Source organism: Polyangium mundeleinium (assembly GCF_028369105.1).
Classification (GTDB): Bacteria; Myxococcota_A; Polyangia; order Polyangiales; family Polyangiaceae; genus Polyangium; species Polyangium mundeleinium.
Genome location: NZ_JAQNDO010000001.1, coordinates 9,208,548 through 9,226,847, shown reverse-complemented (window position 1 = coordinate 9,226,847; position 18,300 = coordinate 9,208,548). Strand labels below are relative to the sequence as shown.

General features: G+C 68.6%; 15 protein-coding genes. 10 read left to right on the top strand and 5 right to left on the bottom strand.

Translation table 11 applies throughout. The annotated features are described in order from the left end of the window. Position 1: 1 nt before the first annotated feature. Positions 2–322, bottom strand: a complete 321-nt coding sequence (locus POL67_RS36550) for a transcriptional regulator (RefSeq protein ID WP_271925262.1) — start codon at positions 320–322, stop codon at positions 2–4. A gap of 104 nt (positions 323–426) precedes the next feature. On the opposite strand from POL67_RS36550, the gene POL67_RS36545 reads away from it, so the two are divergent. Then, a complete protein-coding gene (locus tag POL67_RS36545; protein ID WP_271925261.1) occupies positions 427–2,406 on the top strand; it encodes a tautomerase family protein in 1,980 nt (659 codons plus the stop codon). On the opposite strand, the gene POL67_RS36540 is transcribed toward POL67_RS36545, so the two are convergent. Genes POL67_RS36540 through POL67_RS36530 form a run of 3 tightly spaced genes read right to left on the bottom strand, consistent with a single transcriptional unit; the run spans position 2,407 to position 5,730 of the window. Further along, positions 2,407–3,435 carry a hypothetical protein gene (locus POL67_RS36540; protein ID WP_271925260.1) on the bottom strand — a complete coding sequence of 343 codons (1,029 nt, stop codon included), beginning with the start codon at positions 3,433–3,435 and terminating at the stop codon, positions 2,407–2,409. It abuts the gene before it with no gap. Positions 3,436–3,467: 32 nt separating this feature from the next. Then, complete coding sequence (locus POL67_RS36535; RefSeq protein WP_271925259.1) at positions 3,468–4,589, bottom strand: hypothetical protein; 1,122 nt, start codon at positions 4,587–4,589, stop codon at positions 3,468–3,470. A gap of 19 nt (positions 4,590–4,608) precedes the next feature. Then, positions 4,609–5,730 (bottom strand): PEGA domain-containing protein, encoded by a 1,122-nt coding sequence (locus tag POL67_RS36530; RefSeq protein ID WP_271925258.1) that lies wholly within the window; start codon positions 5,728–5,730, stop codon positions 4,609–4,611. Between the two features lie 313 nt (positions 5,731–6,043). Here POL67_RS36530 and POL67_RS36525 point away from each other — a divergent pair, with 313 nt between their 5' ends. The 4 genes from POL67_RS36525 to POL67_RS36510 all read left to right on the top strand — a co-directional run bounded on the left by POL67_RS36525 (position 6,044) and on the right by POL67_RS36510 (position 11,413). Next, the gene (locus tag POL67_RS36525) at positions 6,044–6,607 is read left to right on the top strand and encodes a hypothetical protein (protein WP_271925257.1); all 564 of its coding nucleotides are present in this window, start codon (positions 6,044–6,046) and stop codon (positions 6,605–6,607) included. Between the two features lie 80 nt (positions 6,608–6,687). Further along, positions 6,688–8,493, top strand: coding sequence for a hypothetical protein (locus POL67_RS36520; protein ID WP_271925256.1), 1,806 nt, complete (start codon positions 6,688–6,690; stop codon positions 8,491–8,493). Positions 8,494–8,532: 39 nt separating this feature from the next. Continuing rightward, positions 8,533–10,005 (top strand): sigma-54-dependent transcriptional regulator, encoded by a 1,473-nt coding sequence (locus POL67_RS36515; RefSeq protein ID WP_271925255.1) that lies wholly within the window; start codon positions 8,533–8,535, stop codon positions 10,003–10,005. A 43-nt stretch (positions 10,006–10,048) separates the two neighbouring features. Further along, complete coding sequence (locus tag POL67_RS36510; RefSeq protein ID WP_271925254.1) at positions 10,049–11,413, top strand: TolC family protein; 1,365 nt, start codon at positions 10,049–10,051, stop codon at positions 11,411–11,413. A gap of 121 nt (positions 11,414–11,534) precedes the next feature. Here the strand turns inward: POL67_RS36510 and POL67_RS36505 are convergent, their stop codons facing one another. After that, on the bottom strand, positions 11,535–13,346 hold the full coding sequence (locus tag POL67_RS36505; protein WP_271925253.1) for a serine/threonine-protein kinase: 1,812 nt from the start codon (positions 13,344–13,346) through the stop codon (positions 11,535–11,537). Positions 13,347–13,559: 213 nt separating this feature from the next. On the opposite strand from POL67_RS36505, the gene POL67_RS36500 reads away from it, so the two are divergent. The 5 genes from POL67_RS36500 (at position 13,560) to POL67_RS36480 (ending at position 18,187) form a co-directional block, all read left to right on the top strand. Then, positions 13,560–14,231: a cytochrome c biogenesis protein gene (locus POL67_RS36500; RefSeq protein WP_271925252.1), complete on the top strand. Its 672-nt coding sequence runs from the start codon at positions 13,560–13,562 to the stop codon at positions 14,229–14,231. 3 nt (positions 14,232–14,234) lie between these two features. Further along, positions 14,235–14,501 carry a CcmD family protein gene (locus POL67_RS36495; protein WP_271925251.1) on the top strand — a complete coding sequence of 89 codons (267 nt, stop codon included), beginning with the start codon at positions 14,235–14,237 and terminating at the stop codon, positions 14,499–14,501. 1 nt (position 14,502) lies between these two features. Beyond that, entirely contained in the window at positions 14,503–14,646 is a 144-nt protein-coding gene (locus POL67_RS36490; protein ID WP_170228964.1) for a hypothetical protein, read from the top strand. A 9-nt stretch (positions 14,647–14,655) separates the two neighbouring features. After that, positions 14,656–15,795 carry an acyl-CoA dehydrogenase family protein gene (locus POL67_RS36485; RefSeq protein WP_271925250.1) on the top strand — a complete coding sequence of 380 codons (1,140 nt, stop codon included), beginning with the start codon at positions 14,656–14,658 and terminating at the stop codon, positions 15,793–15,795. Between the two features lie 781 nt (positions 15,796–16,576). After that, complete coding sequence (locus POL67_RS36480) at positions 16,577–18,187, top strand: SBBP repeat-containing protein (RefSeq protein ID WP_271925249.1); 1,611 nt, start codon at positions 16,577–16,579, stop codon at positions 18,185–18,187. Positions 18,188–18,300: the final 113 nt, after the last annotated feature.

The window sequence follows — 18,300 nt, the reverse complement described above, 5'->3', positions numbered from 1 at the left end:
TTCAGGGCTCGACGAAGAACTTGGGCGCTTCGATTCGCTCACCTTTGCAACGCGGGCAGCGGCTCGGGCGCCCGAGCGCACGCCGATCCTCGAAGACATACCCACAGCCGAGGCAGGTCGCGGGGCTCACGCCGAGGGCGCTGCCCTGCCCGGCGAGCGAGCGGGCGACGTGTTCAAGGTGGGCGAGCACGTCTTTCTCGCGCAGCCCGAGCGTGATGGCGAGCGCGCGCGCCGTGGACCGCCCGGATCGTAATGCTTCGAGCAACGCCTGCCGCGTGGTCTCGGCGTGCTCCTTGGGGACGGGCGGCTCCTTTTCCTTCATGATACGACAATTCTACAGGAAGAGCGCACGGAAGGCACGGACCTCCGGGGGAGGAGCGCCGAGGAAATGCTGAGACGCCGCGATTTCCTGATAGAGTAGGGCCGATGAAGCGCTCGCTCTCCTTCCTCGTCCGGGCTGTGATCGGCGTGGGCCTCGGGTTCGGCTCGGCCGCATGTTCCTCGAACGCCGAGGATCCGCTCGTTTGTGAAGCCGTCACACCGCCCGCGGGCGCGCCGAAGCTGCTCGGGGCCGATTGTGATCCGCTCGTCCCGACGCAATGCGGCTATCCGTTCCCCTCGAACGTGTGGCTCACGGACGACGCGAGCAAACCGACGGGGAAACGCGTGGCCTTCGGGGCGGCGACGCTCCCGGTCGCGGCGGGCCACGGGCCGATGGATCCAGAATGGTGGGCGTCGAGCGACGGGTTTTCCCCGGGGCAACCGGCGCTGACGCACCTGCCCGGCGCGACGATCACGGGATTGCCGACGCAGGACACGATCGATCTCTCGCTTTCGGACGCGTCGCCGACCGTGATCCTGGATGCGGAGACGGGCGAGCGGGTGCCGCATTTCTCGGAGCTCGATCGGAGCCTCGTGGCGGAGGCGGACGAGGAGCGAGCTTTCATGGTGCGGCCGGTCGTACGTCTCGCCGACGCGCGGCGGTACATCGTGGCGATCCGAAACGTGGTGGACGCGAGCGGCAAGCCGATCGCGGCGTCGCCGGCGTTTCAGGCGCTCCGGGACGGGGCGTCGTCGTGTGATCGCTCGGTCGAGGCGCGGCGCGCGCTTTACGACGATATCTTCACGCGGCTGGAGAAGGCGGGGATCTCGCGGAAGGATCTTCAGATCGCGTGGGATTTCACCACGTCGAGCCGCGAGAACAACACGGCCGCGCTCGTGGCGATGCGGGACGACGCGCTCATGAAGGTAGGCGCGGAGGGGCCGGAATATACGGTGACGAGCGAGGAGTTCACGGAGGCGGAAAACCCGCGGATCTGGAAGCGGCTCGTGGGCATGATGAAGGTGCCGCTTTATCTGGAGGCGCCGGGGCCGGGGTCGTCGCTCGTGCGGGGGGACGATGGTTTGCCGAAGCAGAACGGCTTTGCCGAATACGAGTTCGTGGTGCATGTGCCACACGCGGCGAAGCAGGGGCAGAAGCTCGCGCTGATCCAGAATGGTCACGGCCTGCTCGGCTCGAAGTTCGAGGGGGGCGACGGATACCTCGGGGAGCTCGCGAATCGGCACGGATACGTGGCCTTTTCGGTGGATCTCGTGGGTATGGCCAGCGAGGACGTGCCGAGCATCACGGACGCGCTGGTGACGGACGCGGGGGGCTTCCGGAAGAGCGTGGACCGGCAGCACCAGGGCATCCTGAACAGCCTGCTCGCCATGCGAATGATGTCGGGTCGTTTCGTGAACGAGCCGCTCCTGCAGGTGAACGGCGAGAGCGTGATCGACCCGACGCAGCGATTCTACCGGGGCGACAGCCAGGGCGGGATCTTTGGGACGACGTACATGGCGCTTTCGACGGACGTGACACGTGGTCTCGTGAGCGTGCCGGGAATGCCTTACACGATGCTTTTGGATCGGAGCACCGATTTCGCGCCGTTTTTCCTGTTCCTGAAGGGAGCCTACGGGACGGGCCGGAACATCCAGCTCGTGGAGGGGCTGATGCAGATGTTGTGGGATCGAACGGAGCCGAACGGATTCGCGCCGTACATTCGCGAGAACATGCTGCCGGGGACGCCCGCGCATGAACTCTTGATTCACGTGGCGATCGGGGACTACCAGGTGACGCCGCTCGGCGCGCACATCCTGGCGCGGGCGGTGGGCGCGAAGAACGTGACGCCGGTGAATCGAACGATCTGGGGTGTGGACGAGGCGCCCGCGCCGCTGTCAGGGGCGGCGATCGTGGAGTACGATTTCGGTTTGCCCGAGGCGCCGAAGACGAATACGCCGCCGAAGGGGGATGAGGACCCGCACGGGAAGGTGCGGGGGCTCGACGCGGCTTATTCGCAGAGCCATGAGTTTTTCCGGACGGGGGTGATCAAGGCGTTCTGCGAGGGAGCGTGTGATCCGGAGTGATCAGGGCGGACAAATTCCGCTGGCGCACATGTTATTGTAACATTCGACGGGTTGGATGCAGGGGTCGCCGGGACCTTTGACGCAGGTCTTCTGGCCGTTTTCGTCGGGATCCGCGCAGTGAATGCTCGCACAGTCGCCGTTGACGAGGCAAGGTGACCCCAGCGTGCTCTCACAACTTCCCAACCCCGTGCATGCAAGGTTGTTCGCGTGGAGGCAGGTTTCCCCGTTGCCGTAGGAGAGATCTTCCCCGTACTTCGGAATCGCGTCACACAAGCCCACGCTGCCAATCAGGTTGCATGCCTTGCAGGGCTCGGTGCAGGAGCTGTTGCAGCAGACGCCGTCGACGCAGAAGTTCGAGACGCAGTCGCCGCCTTTGGTGCAGGCTTTCCCTGGCGCGCACTTGGCGCAGTACTGCCCGCCGCAATCGGTGTCCGTCTCGTCGCCGTTCTTTTGGCTGTCGTTGCAGCGAAAGCACGTCTGTGATGGGACGTCGCAGAAACTGCCGGGCGCCGTGCAATCTGCATTCGACATACACTCGACGCATGAACCTGTCCCATCGCAGACTTTTCCGCCGTTCGTCGCGCACGCGGTGCCTTGAAGGTCGAACACCGTGGAAGTGTTGCCCTTGCCGTCACACTGCGAGGTCTGGCAGTCGTTGGGCTGCATCGAGAGAGGTGTCCCGGCAGCCGTGAACGTACGGGTGCAAATCCGAGCGCCGCAGATCCACTGCCCGCACTCGGTTGATTCGCCGCAGTCGTCGGCGTTGATGCAACCTACACACTCCCCTGCGCCATCACAGACGCCAAGCGGGCAGGGGCTCCGCGCCTCCGCTGGTCGTTGCTGGCAGACGTTCGCTTCACACGTCCAGACCGTGCACAGCGGAGGCTCTCCGCAATCGGTTGTCGTGATACATGCGCGACAACCAGCGTCTTCGCAGACCTTTTCGTAGTCGTCGAGGCTGAGGGCGACGCTACATCCGACGATCGTACCGGCGAGGAGAAGGGCCAGCGGGATCCGGATGGAGCGCATCGGGTCACCCTCCAGGGCGAAAGCTCACTGCTTCAGGGGGCGCACACGCCGTTCGTGCAAGTGTTGTTGAAGCATTCAACGGGCTGATTGCACGGGTCGCCAGGTCCCTTGACGCAAGTTTTTTGACCATTGTTGTCAGGATCAGCGCATCGGAGGCTAGCGCAATCCCCATTGCTGGCGCAGTTGGTATTGAGCGCCTGCAAACAGCTTGCCGCAGCGCTGCAAGCTAGTCCAGCAGCGTTCAAACAGGACATCCCGTTCCCGTAGGAGGAATCCTCGCCATATTTTTCGATGGGATTACACTCGCCAACGAAACCAGGCAGATCACACGCGAGGCAGGGACCACTGCAAGGGGAACTGCAACATGCCCCATCGGCGCAATTGGCCGTCGTGCAGTCCCCTCCCGTGTTGCACGACTTGCCTTGCGTGCACTTGGGGCACCTGTTGCCACCGCAATCGCTATCGCTTTCATCGCCGTTCCGGATGCCATCCGTGCACGAGAAGCACGTGTTTGACTTGGGATCGCAATGAATGCCGGCTACTCCACAATCCGCATCCGTATTGCACTCGACGCAGTTCCCCTCGCCGTCGCAGCTCTTCCCATTCCCCACGCTGCAAGGCGTCCCCTGCGCCGCGGGCATGCTCGTCGGCGTCCCGCCCACGCATGACGAGAGCTGACATGCCGTCGACGGCACGTCGCTGTCATCGTTCGCCGACATCTCCTCGCCGTTGCCGTCGCATTGGATCTGCTGGCAATCCCCAGGCACCTGCGCAGGTACCGGCGTGCCCGACGGCGTGAAGGTCAGGTTGCAGACGCCGCTGTTGCAAGCGTACGGCGCGCAATCCGCCGATTCTCCGCATTGGTCCGGGCTCGTGCACCCGCTGCATTGCCCGTTCGCGTTGCATTTCAGCGCGTTGTTCGTGCCGCAGGGGAGGCCCGCCACCTTCACGTGCGCGTTCGGTTGGCCCTCGCAGCCCTCCACCGTGCACGGGTCGCCGTCGTCCGCCGCCAGCTTGCACTCGCCCTTCAGCGCCGTGCTCTCGCCGTTGCGGTCGATGTCCTCCGCCTCGTTCGAGCAGCCAGGGCCGTGCAGCAGGCCAAGCACCGCCATGGGCACGAGCAAAATCCACGTCGCGCGATTCGTTCGCAGCATGTCCCGGTCCTCCATTCCCTCAGAACGAGCCGACCACCATGCCGCCCGTCTGGCCTGCGCCGAGGACCGGGACGACGTTCACACCCATCAGCTTCCGGCCGAGTGGCGTGCGCGGCAGCAAAAACAACCCCAGCGTGCCGATCGCCGCCACGCCGCCAATCACGTACCCCGCGAGCGCGCCGTTTGCGGCTGCGTCCTGCGACGAGAGCGTGTCCTTCAGCTTCGCGCACCCCGCCGCGTTCGGAACGAACCCGCCCGCGCCGCACAGGCCCGACGTCGTCGGCGTGGTCTGCCGCAGGATCATGAGCTGCTGATCCGCCTCGTCACTCTTGCTGTTCGCCATCATCGTCAGGCCCACGCCGAGCCCGAGCCCGATCACCGTCAGGCCCGCGCCGCCGATCATCCCGTACGTGCGCCACTTCGGCGAGGGCAACGGCGGCGGCTTCGGCTCCTCTTTTGGCTTCTTCTCCGGCTCCGGCTTTTCCGGCTCTGCGGCCAGCGGCGCCAGCGCGAACTCCATCTCGCTCTCGGTCGCAGGCGCCACTGCGAGCAGCTCCTTGCCCGGGTCGAAGCCGAACTTCTTCACCTCGATCTCGTGGCTGCCCGGATCGACGAAGACCGGCGCCACGAGCGGCGTGCGGCCCACCGCGCGCCCGTCGACGACCACGTCCGCGCCCTCGACGTTCGCGTGGATGACGAGCGTCCCGAGCTTGAGCTTCGCCTCGTCGAGCAGCTTCTGCGCCGCCTGCTTCTCGATCGCCGTCGCCGACTTCGCCTCGCGCACGAAGAGCTCGAGGTGCTCGGCCGCGTCCCGCGGTTTGCTCGTCTGCAGCTCCGACTGGCCGAGGATCAGGCCGTAAGCGGGATCGGGCTTCAGCTTGAACGCGGCGAGCGCCGCGTCACGCGCCTTGTCCCACTGGAAGGCCTTGTGCGCCTTCTTCGCGTCCTCGAACAGGCGCACCGATTCCTTGTCGGCGTCGGCCGGCGACGGGGCCGGCGTCGGGGTCGCGGGCGCCGCGGCGCCTTTGTCCGGCGTCGCCGGCTTGCCCGGAGCGCCCTGCGCCCACGCGGCCGGCGTGCTGGTCCAAATGCCCGTCACGAGCAGGCCTGCTGCCCACCATCGCCCTCGTCGCATCGTCATCGACCCTGCGCTCCTTGCTTCGGCGCGCATTGGACCAAACAAGAGGCCTTTCCCTCAAGCGTAAAGTTTCGATCCGGACGCGTCCCGTGGCGCCGGGGCAGGGCAGGGCCTGCGCTCATCGTGGTCGCCGAAGGTGGGTCACCCCGCGCGAAAAATCGAGAGGGTCGGAATCGGGTCGTACATCGTTTGGATACAAATGAAAATTGCGCCCCGGACCTGCGCTCGGGCTCGCCTTCGAGCGCGCTCGGCTTCGTCCTGCCGCCGGCCTGACGGGAAACTAGCTCCCGCTGCGGGACCATGTTCCAATGTCCGGATGCGCCGCTCGCTCCCGCTTGCGCTCGCCGGCCTTTTGATCGGCTCGTTCGCCTCGGCCGAGGAGTCGCCCCCGAAGCCCGCGCCTCCGGCCGTCGCGCCCGCCGCGGCCAAGGCGCCCGTGAAGAGGGCCAGGAAGGCGAAGAAAGCGAAGAAGCGTGATCCAAAGGCGCCTGTCGCGAACTCGCCGGGCTTCCAGCTCCTCGCGGGCGGCGTGAGCCGCGTGTCGGTCGAGATCAGCCAGAAAGTCGACATCACCGAGCACAAGGCTGAAGGGCGAATCGCGTACCGCATGAAAGGCGTCTCGGTGCCCACGCGGACGAACCGCTTGCCGCTGGAGACGATGTTTTTTCAGACGCCCGTCAGTCGCGTGCTGCTCGCCGAGCTCGACGACGGCGACGTGGATCTCGTGATCGAGCTCAAGCAACCGAGCACGCCGAGCTACAAGCTCGTCGAGACGGAAGGCGGCGTGACGTTGCAGGTCGATTTCCCGGCGCCCGCCGCGGGCGGCGCGCCGAAGCCGGCCGCGCCGAAGCAAGCACAGGCCGAAGGGGCGATGCGCTGAACCGACGGGCGGTCGCCGCGGCCATCGGGGTCGCCGCGTGGATCTCGAGCGCGCAGGCGCGCGGGCAGGACAACCCCGGCGTGGCGGGCGAGGTCCAGTTTCGCGCCGACGAGGCGCACGCGGATCCCGAGCACGGGAAGGTCGAGCTCCAAGGAGGCGTCGTCGTGACGTACGACCGCTTCCGGCTCACGAGCCAGAAGCTCGTGATCACGCTCGGCCCTTCCGCGGTCGAGATGCGCGGGACGGCGAAGATCACGCATTGTCCGTGCAAAGACTCGCCCGTTTCGCTGGAAGTCTCGGGCGCGCGAGCGACGGGACAGGGGGAGATCGAGCTGCGATGGCCGCGGCTCTACTTCGGGCCCTTGCCGGTCTTCGTGCTGCCGTGGCTCCTCGTTCGGCCTGCGGATCGCGTGGGGCTCTTGCCGCCGCGGTTCGCGATGCGCGGCGACGATGGCGCGCTCCTCGGCGCAGGGGCGCGGTTTCCCTGGCGCGGCGCGGACGGGCGGCTGCGCGCGGTCGAGCTGTTTGCGTCGGGGTACGTGCAGGGAGGCGTGGAGCTCGGCGCGCGGATCGAGGGGCCCACGATGACGGGGCGGTTCACGTGGGATCGGCTCCGGCAGGATCGGTTCGTCGCGGATACACACGGATTCGTCCGGACGGACGCGCGGCCGGACGTGCGGATCGCCTGGGATCTGGATGCGATCCGGGGCGCGCGGGGGCTCGTGGCGACGCCCTCGCTCACGGCGGCAGCACAGCCGTTCGACGTGGGCGCGGCCGGCGTGACGATGCAGGTCTCGCCGGGACGCGGCGTGGGCGCGATCCTCGGGACCGGGCTCGTCGCGCGGGCGCGGCGCGGGGAAGGGCCGATCGTTTGGGGCCCAACGGCGTTCGCCGGGGCCTCGGGCGCGGTGGGGCGACGCGGGAGCTGGGAGGCGAACGCGGCGCTGGCGATGCTTTCAGGGCAAACGAATACGCCGTATGCGCGCGCCGAGGCGGGGATCGAGGTCGCGCCGCGCCTCGGGCCGATCTTCACGCGGGCGCGGCTCGGGACGCGTGCGCGGTTCGCGGGGCCCGAGGGCGCGCCGGTCGCCTGGGACGCCGTGGCCGAGGCGCGGGCGGAGGCGTTTGTCACCCTGGAACAGTCGTTCGGCGGGGCCAAGGACACGGCCCCGCTCGTGCACCGCATCTCGCCGCGGCTCGAAGCGCGTGGCGCGGTCGCGCAGGGCGCGGGGTCGTTTTTCCAGGCGATACGGCCGGATCTCGGGCCCGCGCTCGGGCTCGCGGCGCTCGGCGTGTCGAGCTCGCTCGGGCGAGCGTTCGGCAGCTCCCTCGAAGCCGAGGTCAAGGGCGGGCTCGTCGCGACGAACACGGGGACGAGCGCGGTCGGATGGGCGAGCGCGGAGGGCACGAGCGGGCCCGTGAGCGCGCGGGTCGAGGCGATCGCGAGCAAGGGGAGCGTCGAGCTCCCGGACGAAGCGGGCGACGGCATTTCTGCCCTCGCGGAGCTACGCGTGGGTTTCGAGGACAAGACGACGGTCCTCCTCGACGTGTACGGGCGCGCGGCGGGAAAGGGCGCGCTCGCGCGTTCGCTCGGCGGCGGGCTCCTGCTCGGCGACACGATCGGGCTCGTGGCACCGCGTGGGCTGCTCCTCGGCCTGGGGTATTCGAGGCCGCTCTTTGGCGGCATCACGGGGAACATCCGCGCCGACACCGACCTGTGGACGAGGGCGATCGTCGGTTTGGGCGGCGCGCTTTCGTACCGGCATCCGGACGGGTGCGTGGCGCTCGAGGTCGGCGGGAGTCGCCGCGCGGGGCGGCCAGGCACGGATATCTGGGTGTCGGTCGACCTCGTCCCCCCGCTGCCCGCGCGAGCGGCGTCGCGCTGACTTGCACTCGGGGGATTCGGTTGCGACCATGGAAGCGACGTGCCGAGCGAGACGACGCAGGGGGCGACCAAGGCGCCGAAGGCGCACGTGATAGTGGTCGATGACGAGCCGGCGCTGCGTCGCAGCCTGGCGCGCGTGCTCCTCGCCGAGGGCTTCGACGTGATGACGGCCGAGGACGGCGCCGCCGCGCTCACGCTGCTCTCGACGGCGCGCGCGGTCGACGTGGTGCTGCTCGACGTGATGATGCCCGGCCCGAGCGGCATGGAAGTGCTCGCGCGCATCAAGGAGCAACACCCCGAGGTCGAGGTCGTCATGATGACGGCGTTCGGCGACATCGACACGGCCGTCGCGGCCGTGCGGCAAGGCGCCTACAACTTCCTGACGAAGCCGTTCGGGCCCACGGAGACCGTGGCGCTCGCGCTCATGCAGGCCGCCGAGCACAAGCGGCTCGTCGATCGGACGCGCCTGCTCGAGCAACGCCTCGTGGAGCACGAGCGGTTCGGCGAGCTGATCGGCCGTTCGTCGCGCATGCAGGACGTCTACCGGATCGCGCTCGGCGCGGCGCCGACGACGTCGACGGTGTTGATCCTCGGGGAGAACGGGACGGGCAAGGAGCTCGTCGCGCGCGCGATCCATCAGCACAGCCTGCGGAGCGACCGGCCGCTCCGCGCGATCAACTGCGGCGCGATCCCCGAGACGCTCGTGGAGACCGAGCTCTTCGGCAGCATGCGCGGCGCGTTCACCGGCGCGCAAGACAGGCCGGGGCTCTTCGAGCTCGCCGACAAGGGCACGGTGTTCCTCGACGAGATCGGCGATCTGCCGCTGAGCGCGCAGGCGAAGCTCTTGCGCGCGCTCGCCGAGGGCGAGATCAAGCGCGTGGGCGCGACGGAGCCAAAGACGGTCGACGTGCGCGTGATCGCCGCGACGAACGTGGACCTGAAGGAGCGGATCGCGTCGGGGCGCTTCCGGGAGGATCTTTATTATCGGCTCGCCGTGATCCCCGTCCATTTGCCGCCGCTCCGGCAACGAAAAGAGGACATCCCGCTGCTCGCGTACCACTTCTTGCACAAGTACGCGCGGCGCAGCGGCCGGGACATCAAGCGGATCGGGGTCGAGGCGCTCCGGCTCCTGCGCGAGCAGCCCTGGCCGGGGAACGTGCGGCAGCTCGAGAACGCGATCGAGCACGCGGTGGTGATGACGCGCGGAGACTCGATCCTGCCCTCGGATCTGCCGTTCGGTCGCGACGAGGCGCCCGCGGAGGAGGATGGGGCGCCCGGCGATACGCGGGCGTTCTGGGGCGATACGCTGTCGGAGCTGCCGTTCACGCAGGCGAAGGAGAAGGCGGCGTTCGCGTTCGAGCGCGCCTACGTGGAGCGGCTGCTCAAGCGAACGAGCAACAACGTGAGCGAGGCGGCGCGGCAGGCGGGGATGGATCGCTCGAATTTCCGGCGGCTCATGAAAAAGGTCCGCGCGACCTCGGACGACGGCGCCGGCGACGACGACGAAGGCTAACAACGGTTGCAGCGAGCGGCCCCCTGTGAAAAAGAGCGCGGACATGGCGCAGCGGTCGATCCGGCGATGGTTCCTCGGGGCGGCCCTTTCCCTGGGCCTTCTGGCCTTGCCGGCGCCCGCGGAGGCCGCGGACAAGGTCGTCTACGATCTCGGGAAGATCCTGGAGATCGCCGAGCGAAACCACCCGAACGTGCTCGCGGCCCGGGCGCGGCTCGCGCAGGTGCGCGCGCAACTCGACGAGGCCCACCGCGCGCCGTTCAGCCAGTTCCGCATGACCGGCGGCGTGGGTCTCGCGCCGACGGTGCTCGGCAACAACATGTTCAGCCCGAACACGGACGTGTCGCTGACGAGCAGCCTCGGGCTCGCATGGAGGGCCAGCGTCGACGGGGTCGTGCCGCTCTGGACCTTCGGCAAGATCACGAACCTGTGGGAGGCGGCCGAGGCGAACGTCGAGGTGAACAAGGCGAACGTCGAGAAGGAGCGCGACGCCGTGCGCCTCGACGTGCGCCGGGCCTATTTCGGCCTGCAGCTCGCGCGCGACGGTGCCCTGCTCCTCAAGGACGTGCGCGCGGCGATCGACAAGGCCATCGGCAAGATGAAGGCGTCGATCGAGGAGGACGAGGGCGATCCGATCGAGCTCTTCAAGCTGCAGACGTACACGGCCGAGCTCGAAGTGCGCGAGGCCGAGGTCACGCGGTACACGTCGGTGACGCTCGCGGGGCTCAGGTTTTTCACGGGCATCCCGGAGCTCGACATTCCCGACGTGCCGCTCAAGCCGCCGACCCACAAGCTCGGGCACGTGTCGCGGTACCTGACGGCGGCGCGGCTGCATCGGCCGGAGCTCGCGATGGCGCGGGCCGGCGTGCAAGCGCGGCGCGCGCAGGTCGAGGTGGCGCGGGCGCAGCTCTTCCCCGATATCGGGCTCGGCTTGAACGCGGGGTATGCGCGGGCGCCCGAGGTGGCGAACCAGATCAACCCGTTCGGCTCGGATACGGCGAACTTCTTCTGGTACGGCGCGGCCATCACGTTCCAGTGGAAGCTCGATTTCCTGCCGCAATCGGCCCGCATCAAGTACGCCGAGGCGCAGCTCGAAGAAATGCGCGCGACGGAAAAACTCGCGCTCGGCGGCGCGGGGGTCGAGGTGGAGACGGCCTACGCCGAGGTCGTCGACTGGCAAAGGCGCGTGGACGCGTATTCGAAGGCCGTGTCGTACGCCCGGAAGTGGCTGGTCACGGTGCAGCAAGGCATCGATGTTGGGACGCGCGAGGAGAAAGACGTCCTCGATGCCGCGAAGGCGTTCGCGACGAACCGGTTCAACTTGATGAACGCGACGATGGAGCTCGATCTCGCGATGAGCCGGCTCGCCAAAGCCACCGGCTGGGACGCGATCGCGCCCGACGGCCTTTGAGCAGGGGGCTGAGAAACGCAGCGAGCGCCTCGAAGCTAGGGAGGGCGACGCAGGAATACTTCAGTATTCCGAGGAGCCCGACCGACGATTCGGGGCGCGCAGCAAGTTTATCAGCCCCCTGCTAGCGGACGATGATCCAGAGCAGGATGAGCAGGAGCGCGACGAGGCCACTCGCGCTGCCCACCGCAATGGCGAGCTGCGTGCGCGGCGGGGCGTTTTGCCAGAAATTCACGAGCGCCGCGAGGCCGCCGCCCGCGGGCGGCGGAGGCGCCAGCGTGGGCTGACCGGCCCGCGCCATCCACGGGGGCGGCGCGCCGGGGCCCATGGGCAAGGGGCCCGTCGTGCCGGGGATGTTCACGGCCGGCAGGTTGCTCTGCGAGGTCATGAGCTGGCCCGGCATGGGCGGCGGGCGGAACATGCCCGGCGGCATCCCAGGCTGGCCCATCATGCCAGGAGGCGGCGCCGCGTAGACGCCGGAGCCCGTCGGCGTGGGCGCCCCGAAGCCGCCCGGATTTGGAGGACCAAACTGGCCGAGCGGCGGCAGGTTCTGGAGCTCGGGGAACTGGCTCGTGTCGATCGGCGCCGTCTTCGCGTACTTGTTGCCCGGGCCGAACGTGTTTTTCGCGGCCGCGAAGTCGCCCGGCTTGACAGGCGCCGTCGGCGGGTCGTCGATGTTCTCCGACGGGATCGCGTACTGGCGTTGCCCGCGGCTCGGCTCGACGAGCATGCGCGTCTTCTCGCTGTCGGGCGCGCGTTCAGGCAGTTCGGGTTTGACGTAGAACGTCGTGGGCGTGTCGCGCCGCTCGGCGGGCTCGTCGTCGTCGTCGTGTCCCGGGCTCGACGGCAAGGACGGCGTGAGCTCGTCGATCGGCGGCATGGGGCCGTCGGGCAGCGGGAAGGCTTGGGTCGCTTCGCTGGACGGGATCGACCGCAGGCCCGAGGGCGTCGGCGCACCGCCGAAAGGCCCTGCGTGCGAGGGGCGCGGCGGTTCGGGCGCGGCGGGGCGCGACGGCTCGTTCATCCACGCGGAGAGGGAACGATCGCCGAACGGCGCGAGCTCGCGGCAGAGGTCGAGCACGCTGCCTTGTCGATCGTCGCGGTCGGGCGCGAGCGCGCGCATGATCGCCTTGCCCACGGGCTGCGGCAGATCGGGGCGCAGCCGCGCGATGTCCGTGGGCGGGCCCGAGCAGAGCGCGAAGACGAGGTCGCCGATGGTGTCCGCGTCGTAGGGCTTGCGGCCGGTCAAGCACTCGTAAAGCACGACGCCGAGCGAGTAGAGATCGCTGCGGCCGTCGACGCCCGAGGGGTTCCGGAGCTGCTCCAGGCTCATGTAGTACGGCGTGCCGACCGTGGAGCCCGTGCGCGTGAGCGAGCCGCCGGGGACGGGCGCGTCGCTGGCGATCTTGACGATGCCGAAGTCGAGGAGCTTGACGTCGTAGACGCCGGGGCTCGGGCCCGGGCCGAGGTGAATGTTGTCGGGCTTGAGATCACGGTGGACGATGCCCTGCGTATGCGCCTCGGCGAGGCACTCGCCGACCTGCAGCGCGACGTTGACCGTGAGCTCGAGCGGGAGCTGCCCCGCCTCGTGCAAGAGCTCGCGCAGGCTCTGCCCGGCGAGCAGCTCCATCACGAGGTACGGGCCCTCGGTCGGGCTCATGCCCATGTCGACGATCTTCACCGCGCGCGGGCTCTTCAGCAGGCTCGTCGCGCGCGCCTCTTGTTCGAGGCGCTGGTACGTCGTCGGATCGAGCAGGGACTTGAGGGCCAGGCGCTGGCCGGTGCGGACGTGCTCGACCTCGTGCACGAGGCCGTTGCCGCCGCCTCCGATGAGCCGGAGGACGCGGTAGCGACCGTCGACGATGGTACCGGGACGGAACGCGGGGACGTCGGCCTGTACATCTGCCGGAGCTTGCTCGGGGCGAATGGGGGCCATGGGGATCGCGGCTCGGACGCGAGTCTAGATCAGCTCGTCGCCGAGGGATACTTTCCAGGAGGGGCCGTGCGACGCGGAGGTGTGGGTCCTTGAACACCCGCGACCTTGCCACTACCGTTGCCGCTCACCATGGCGACGACCGAAGCTCTGGCAGCCGGAACGAAAGTCGAAACGTCCGGCTCTCGCTCCCTGGGGGACGTTGGCTTCTACACGGTGCTCGCCCTCTGCGCGGCTGCGTTTCTGATCACGCTCCAGGTGATCTTCTTCAAGGCGCCCGTCGAGTCGACGATGGGCATCGTCCAGAAGATCTTCTACTTCCACGTGCCCATCGCGTACTCGATGTACGTCGGGGCCGCCGTGTGTTTCCTCGGTTCGGCGGGGTACCTCGCCCGCGGGACACGCGGCTGGGACGCACTCGCGCGTGCGGGCGCGGAGTGCGCCGTGGCGATGGGCGTGCTCGTGCTCGTGACCGGGGCGCTCTGGGGCGCGAAGGCCTGGGGCGTGTACTGGACCTGGGATCCGCGGCTCACGACGGCGCTGCTCTCGGTGCTGATTTACGTGGCGTACGTGGTCATGCGGGCGTTCGCGGGCGACGGTGATTCGGAGCGGAAGTTCGCGGCGGCGCTCGGGGTGCTCGGCGCGGCGAACCTGCCGATCATCCACTACTCGGTGCAGAAGTGGGGCGGCAACCACCCGAAGGTGATCACGTCGGGCGGCGGCGGGCTCAAGCATCCGGACATGAAGCTCGCGCTCATGCTCGGGTTCTTGACGTTCACGTTGCTCGCGGTGGTGTTGATCTGGACGCGCGTGCGGATCGAGCTCGCAGCGGCGCGGCTGAGTGAGGCCGAAGAAGAGGCGCTCGAGCTCGGCGTGGGTGAGGAGTAGACGATGTCGGCGGATCAAGCAGGACAACAAGCGCCGGGGACGGCGGGCCAGGGGACGGCCGACGATCGCTCGACGACGTTTCGCGCGGTCGAGGGCGGCAACCAGATGCAGAGCGGCGAGAAGCTGCTCGTCGAGGCGTACGCGGTCATCTGGATCGTGGTCCTCGTGTTCGTCGCGTCGATGTTCCGACGGCAGCGTCGGCTCGACCGGCGGATCGAGACGCTGGAAGCGGCCCTCCAGAAGGCGCGCGCGAAGAGCGGGGGCGACTGACGTGCCGGACTTCGGTCAGATCACGCCTCAGCACGTGATCTACATCCCGAGCGTTCTTCTCCTCGGGCTCGTCGTCGGTTACACCCTGGGCGCGCGCGCCGTGCGCGCGGAACTCGAGAAGCGCAAGCGCAGGATGAAGGAGTAGGAGCCCGTGGTGGATTTCTCGCTGTCCGAAGAGCACAAGGGTCTCATCGAGACCGCCCGCCGGTTCACGAAGGAGCGGATCACCCCGATCGCGGCCGCGTGTGATCACGAGTCGCGCTTCCCGATGGAGGTCTTCAAAGAGGCCTGGGAGATCGGCCTCGTCAACCCGACGGTGCCGGCCGAATACGGCGGGTCGGGCATGGGCGAGCTCGAGAACGCGATCATCACGGAGGAGCTCGCGTACGGGTGCACGGGCATCCAGACGAGCCTGCTCGCGAACGGCCTCGCACTGACGCCGATCAAGCTCGGCGGGAGCGAGGAGCAGAAGAAGAAGTACCTCGGCCTGCTGACGAGCGAGCCGGTGATGGCGAGCTACGCGACGAGCGAGCCCGACGCAGGCAGCGACGTGGCCGGCCTCCAGACGCGCTTCGCGCAGCACGGCGACGACTACGTGTTGAACGGGCAGAAGTGCTGGATCACGAACGCGAGTTACGCGCGGTTCTACGTGATCTTCGCGACGAGCAACACCGAGCTCCGGCACCGGGGCATCGCGGCGTTCATCGTGGATCGCGACACGCCCGGGCTCCGCGTGGGCAAGAAGGAGGACAAACTCGGGCAACGCGCGAGCGACACGGCGCAGATCTTCCTCGAGGACGTGGTCGTGCCGAAGGCAAACCTGCTCGCACCCGAGGGCAAGGGCTTCAAGCTCGCGATGGAGACGTTCAACCAGACACGTCCCGACATCGGCGCGGGCGCGACGGGCCTGATGCGCCGCTGCCTCGACGAGTGCGTGGCGTACGCGAAGGAGCGCAAGACCTTCGGCACGCCGATCGCGAACCACCAGCTCGTGCAGTGGATGATCGCAGAGATGGCCATCCGCGTAGAAGCGACGCGGCTGCTGTACCAGAAGGCCGCCTGGAACCTCGACCACGGCGTGCGAGATCCGATCGTGTCGAGCTTCGCGAAGGCCTACGGCGCCGACAGCGCGATGCAGACGGCCGTGGACGCCGTGCAGGTCTTCGGCGGCAACGGGTACGTGAAGGAGTACCCCGTGGAGAAGCTCATGCGCGACGCAAAGGTCCTCCAGATCTACGAAGGCACGAGCCAGATCCAGCGGATCGTGATCGCCAAGCAGCTCTTCGGAGGCTGAGCCTTCTTGGGCCGCCGCGCCGGGGCTCTGCCCCGGACCCCGCGGGGGCTGTCCGCCCCTCGACCCGGACCAGGCACGGCCTGGACCGGGGATGGAAGAACTGCGCGATGCGCAGTTCTTCCAGCGGGCCGGTGGCAAGACCCTGGAGGTGCGTCTCAAGCGGGCGACGGGCACGTTCCCCGCATCGACTGCGCTTCGCGCAGTCGATGCCCAGAGGTCCAGGGCTGGCCCTGGTCCGGGTCCCGGGGCGGACAGCCCCGGGCGGGGCATGGGGCAGCGCCCCAGCGCGGCGCCCCAACCTGAGATCCATCCTTGGCGCCCGGCCCCATGGGGTCAGCACCGGGCGCGGAATGCCCTGCATCCCCGCGAGATCGTGATCGCTCCCCGCGGATGGCCTCCTGCCGCGCTGCAACCCGGCCCCCGTCCGCGCGCCCGCCGACCTCGGGAGCCGTGAACCGCCGGTCTCCGGGCGCGTCCGCTGCCCTGCGGCGCTGCAGGCGGCCCTCCGCGCTCACCCGCACCTGAAAGGCGGCGCTGCAGCTCGCCAACCTCGCTCTGGAGACACCGACCTGCGGCGCTGCAAGTCTCCCTCCGTGAGGCCGTCTCCCGTTTGACGGCGCCGCAGGTCCCCGAGCGCGCTCTGCGCCCCCCATCTTGCGGCGCCAGAGGGCGCGCCGCGCCGGGGAGCCCGCCTTTTCCCGCTGCCCCCTCTACACGCGCGCGCCGACCGTTGATATCAACGGGGGCTGGCGAAATTTCCTTTTGCGGGAGAAATGGCTTCATGCGGACACGTCGCGCGCATCCTTTGAACCTCAGGGGGCCTTCGGGCGCCGGTAAGCTCCTCGGCACGGGCACCTTGCTGGCCTCCTTCGTCTGCGCGGGAGCCCTCGTGGCGCTCGCGTCCGCGTGTGGTGATGGGAGCAGCAACGGCTCGGGGGGCTCGGGCGCTGGCACGGGCGGCGCCGGCGCGACGGGCGGCGGCCAGGGCGGCGACGGGCTCCAGGACTTCGTGACGAGCGCGTCGAGCAGCTCGTCGAGCTCCTCCGGGACCGGCGGGCAGAATCCCGGGCCGATGTGCGACCCGCCGAACCCGAACGGCGGCACCACCGTGTTCGCCGCCGCGTACGGCGACGCGCAAACGCAGAGTGGCGCGTCCGTCTCGACCGACAAGATGGGCAACATCCTCCTCGCCGGCGCTCTCCAGGGCACGATGAACCTGGGCGGGACCATGCTCACGAGCGGCGGCAAGGAGGACGCGTTCGTCGCGAAGCTCTCCCCGAACGGCCAGGTGCTCTGGGCGAAGCGCTTTGGCGACGGGCAGAACCAGAGCGCGACGGGCATCGGCGCCGACGCCGAGGGCAACGTCTACGTCACGGGCATCTTCATCGGCACCGTCAACTTCGGCGGCACGAACCTCACGAGCGACACGAACTTCTTCCAGGACGTGTTCCTCGTGAAGTTCGCGCCCGACGGCAGCCATGTCTGGAGCAAGAAGTTCGGCGATTCGAACATCCAGTACGCGCGTGCGCTCGCGGTCGACGGCATCGGCAACGTCGTCATCTCGGGCTACTTCCAGCAGCAGGTCGACTTCGGCGGCGGCGTCCTCACCGCGGCGGGCCAGGCCTTCGACGTGTTCGTCGCCAAGTTCAACGCAGCCGGGCAACACCTCTGGAGCAAGAAGTACGGCAACGAGGCCGATCAGTCGGCGAAGAGCCTCGCGGTCGACGGCGCGGGCAACGTGTACGTCGCGGGCGAGGCGTCGGGCGTGATCGATTTCGGCGCCGGGGCGCTCATGGCCCAAGGCAACCCGAGCGCGTTCGTCGCGAAGCTCGATTCGCAGGGCGCGCCGATCTGGGCGAAGCTCAGCGCGGGCGCGGGCAAGGCCTCGGCGAACGCGATTGCCGTGTCGCCTTCGGGCTCGGTGGCCGTGGCCGGGCAGTTCCAGGGCACGTTTGACCTCGGCGGCAAGCCCATGACGAACATCGATGTCGACGATGCGTTCGTCTCGGTGCTCACCTCGTCCGGCGCGCAGACGTACACGCTGCGGTTTGGCGATCCGACCTTCCAGCGCGCCGACGGCGTGGCGTTCGCGCCGAACGGGGACGTGCTGCTCGCGGGCGCCTTCACCGGCTCGATCGATCTCGGCGGCGGGGCCATCCCGAGCGCGGATGGGTTCGACATGTTCCTCGGCCGGTTCGACGCGAAGGACGGCTGCCTCGTCTGGGGCCGCGGGTATGGCGGGCCCCTCGTGCAGTCGCCGCAGTCGCTCGTGTTTGATCCGGTGTCGGGCAACGTGGTGTTGACCGGCAGCTTCGGGGGCACGGTCGATTTTGGTCTCGGCCCGCTGTCCGCGGCCGGCGACGACGCTTTCCTCTTCGCTGTCAAGCCCTGAAACGAAGGCCGTAGGCGCCCCGCGGCCGATGTTCGCGGCGTATTCGTGCTCACGCGTCGCGGCGATGATCGCCGGCTCGACCGTCCGACACATTCGGCGCGCCTGATTCCCTG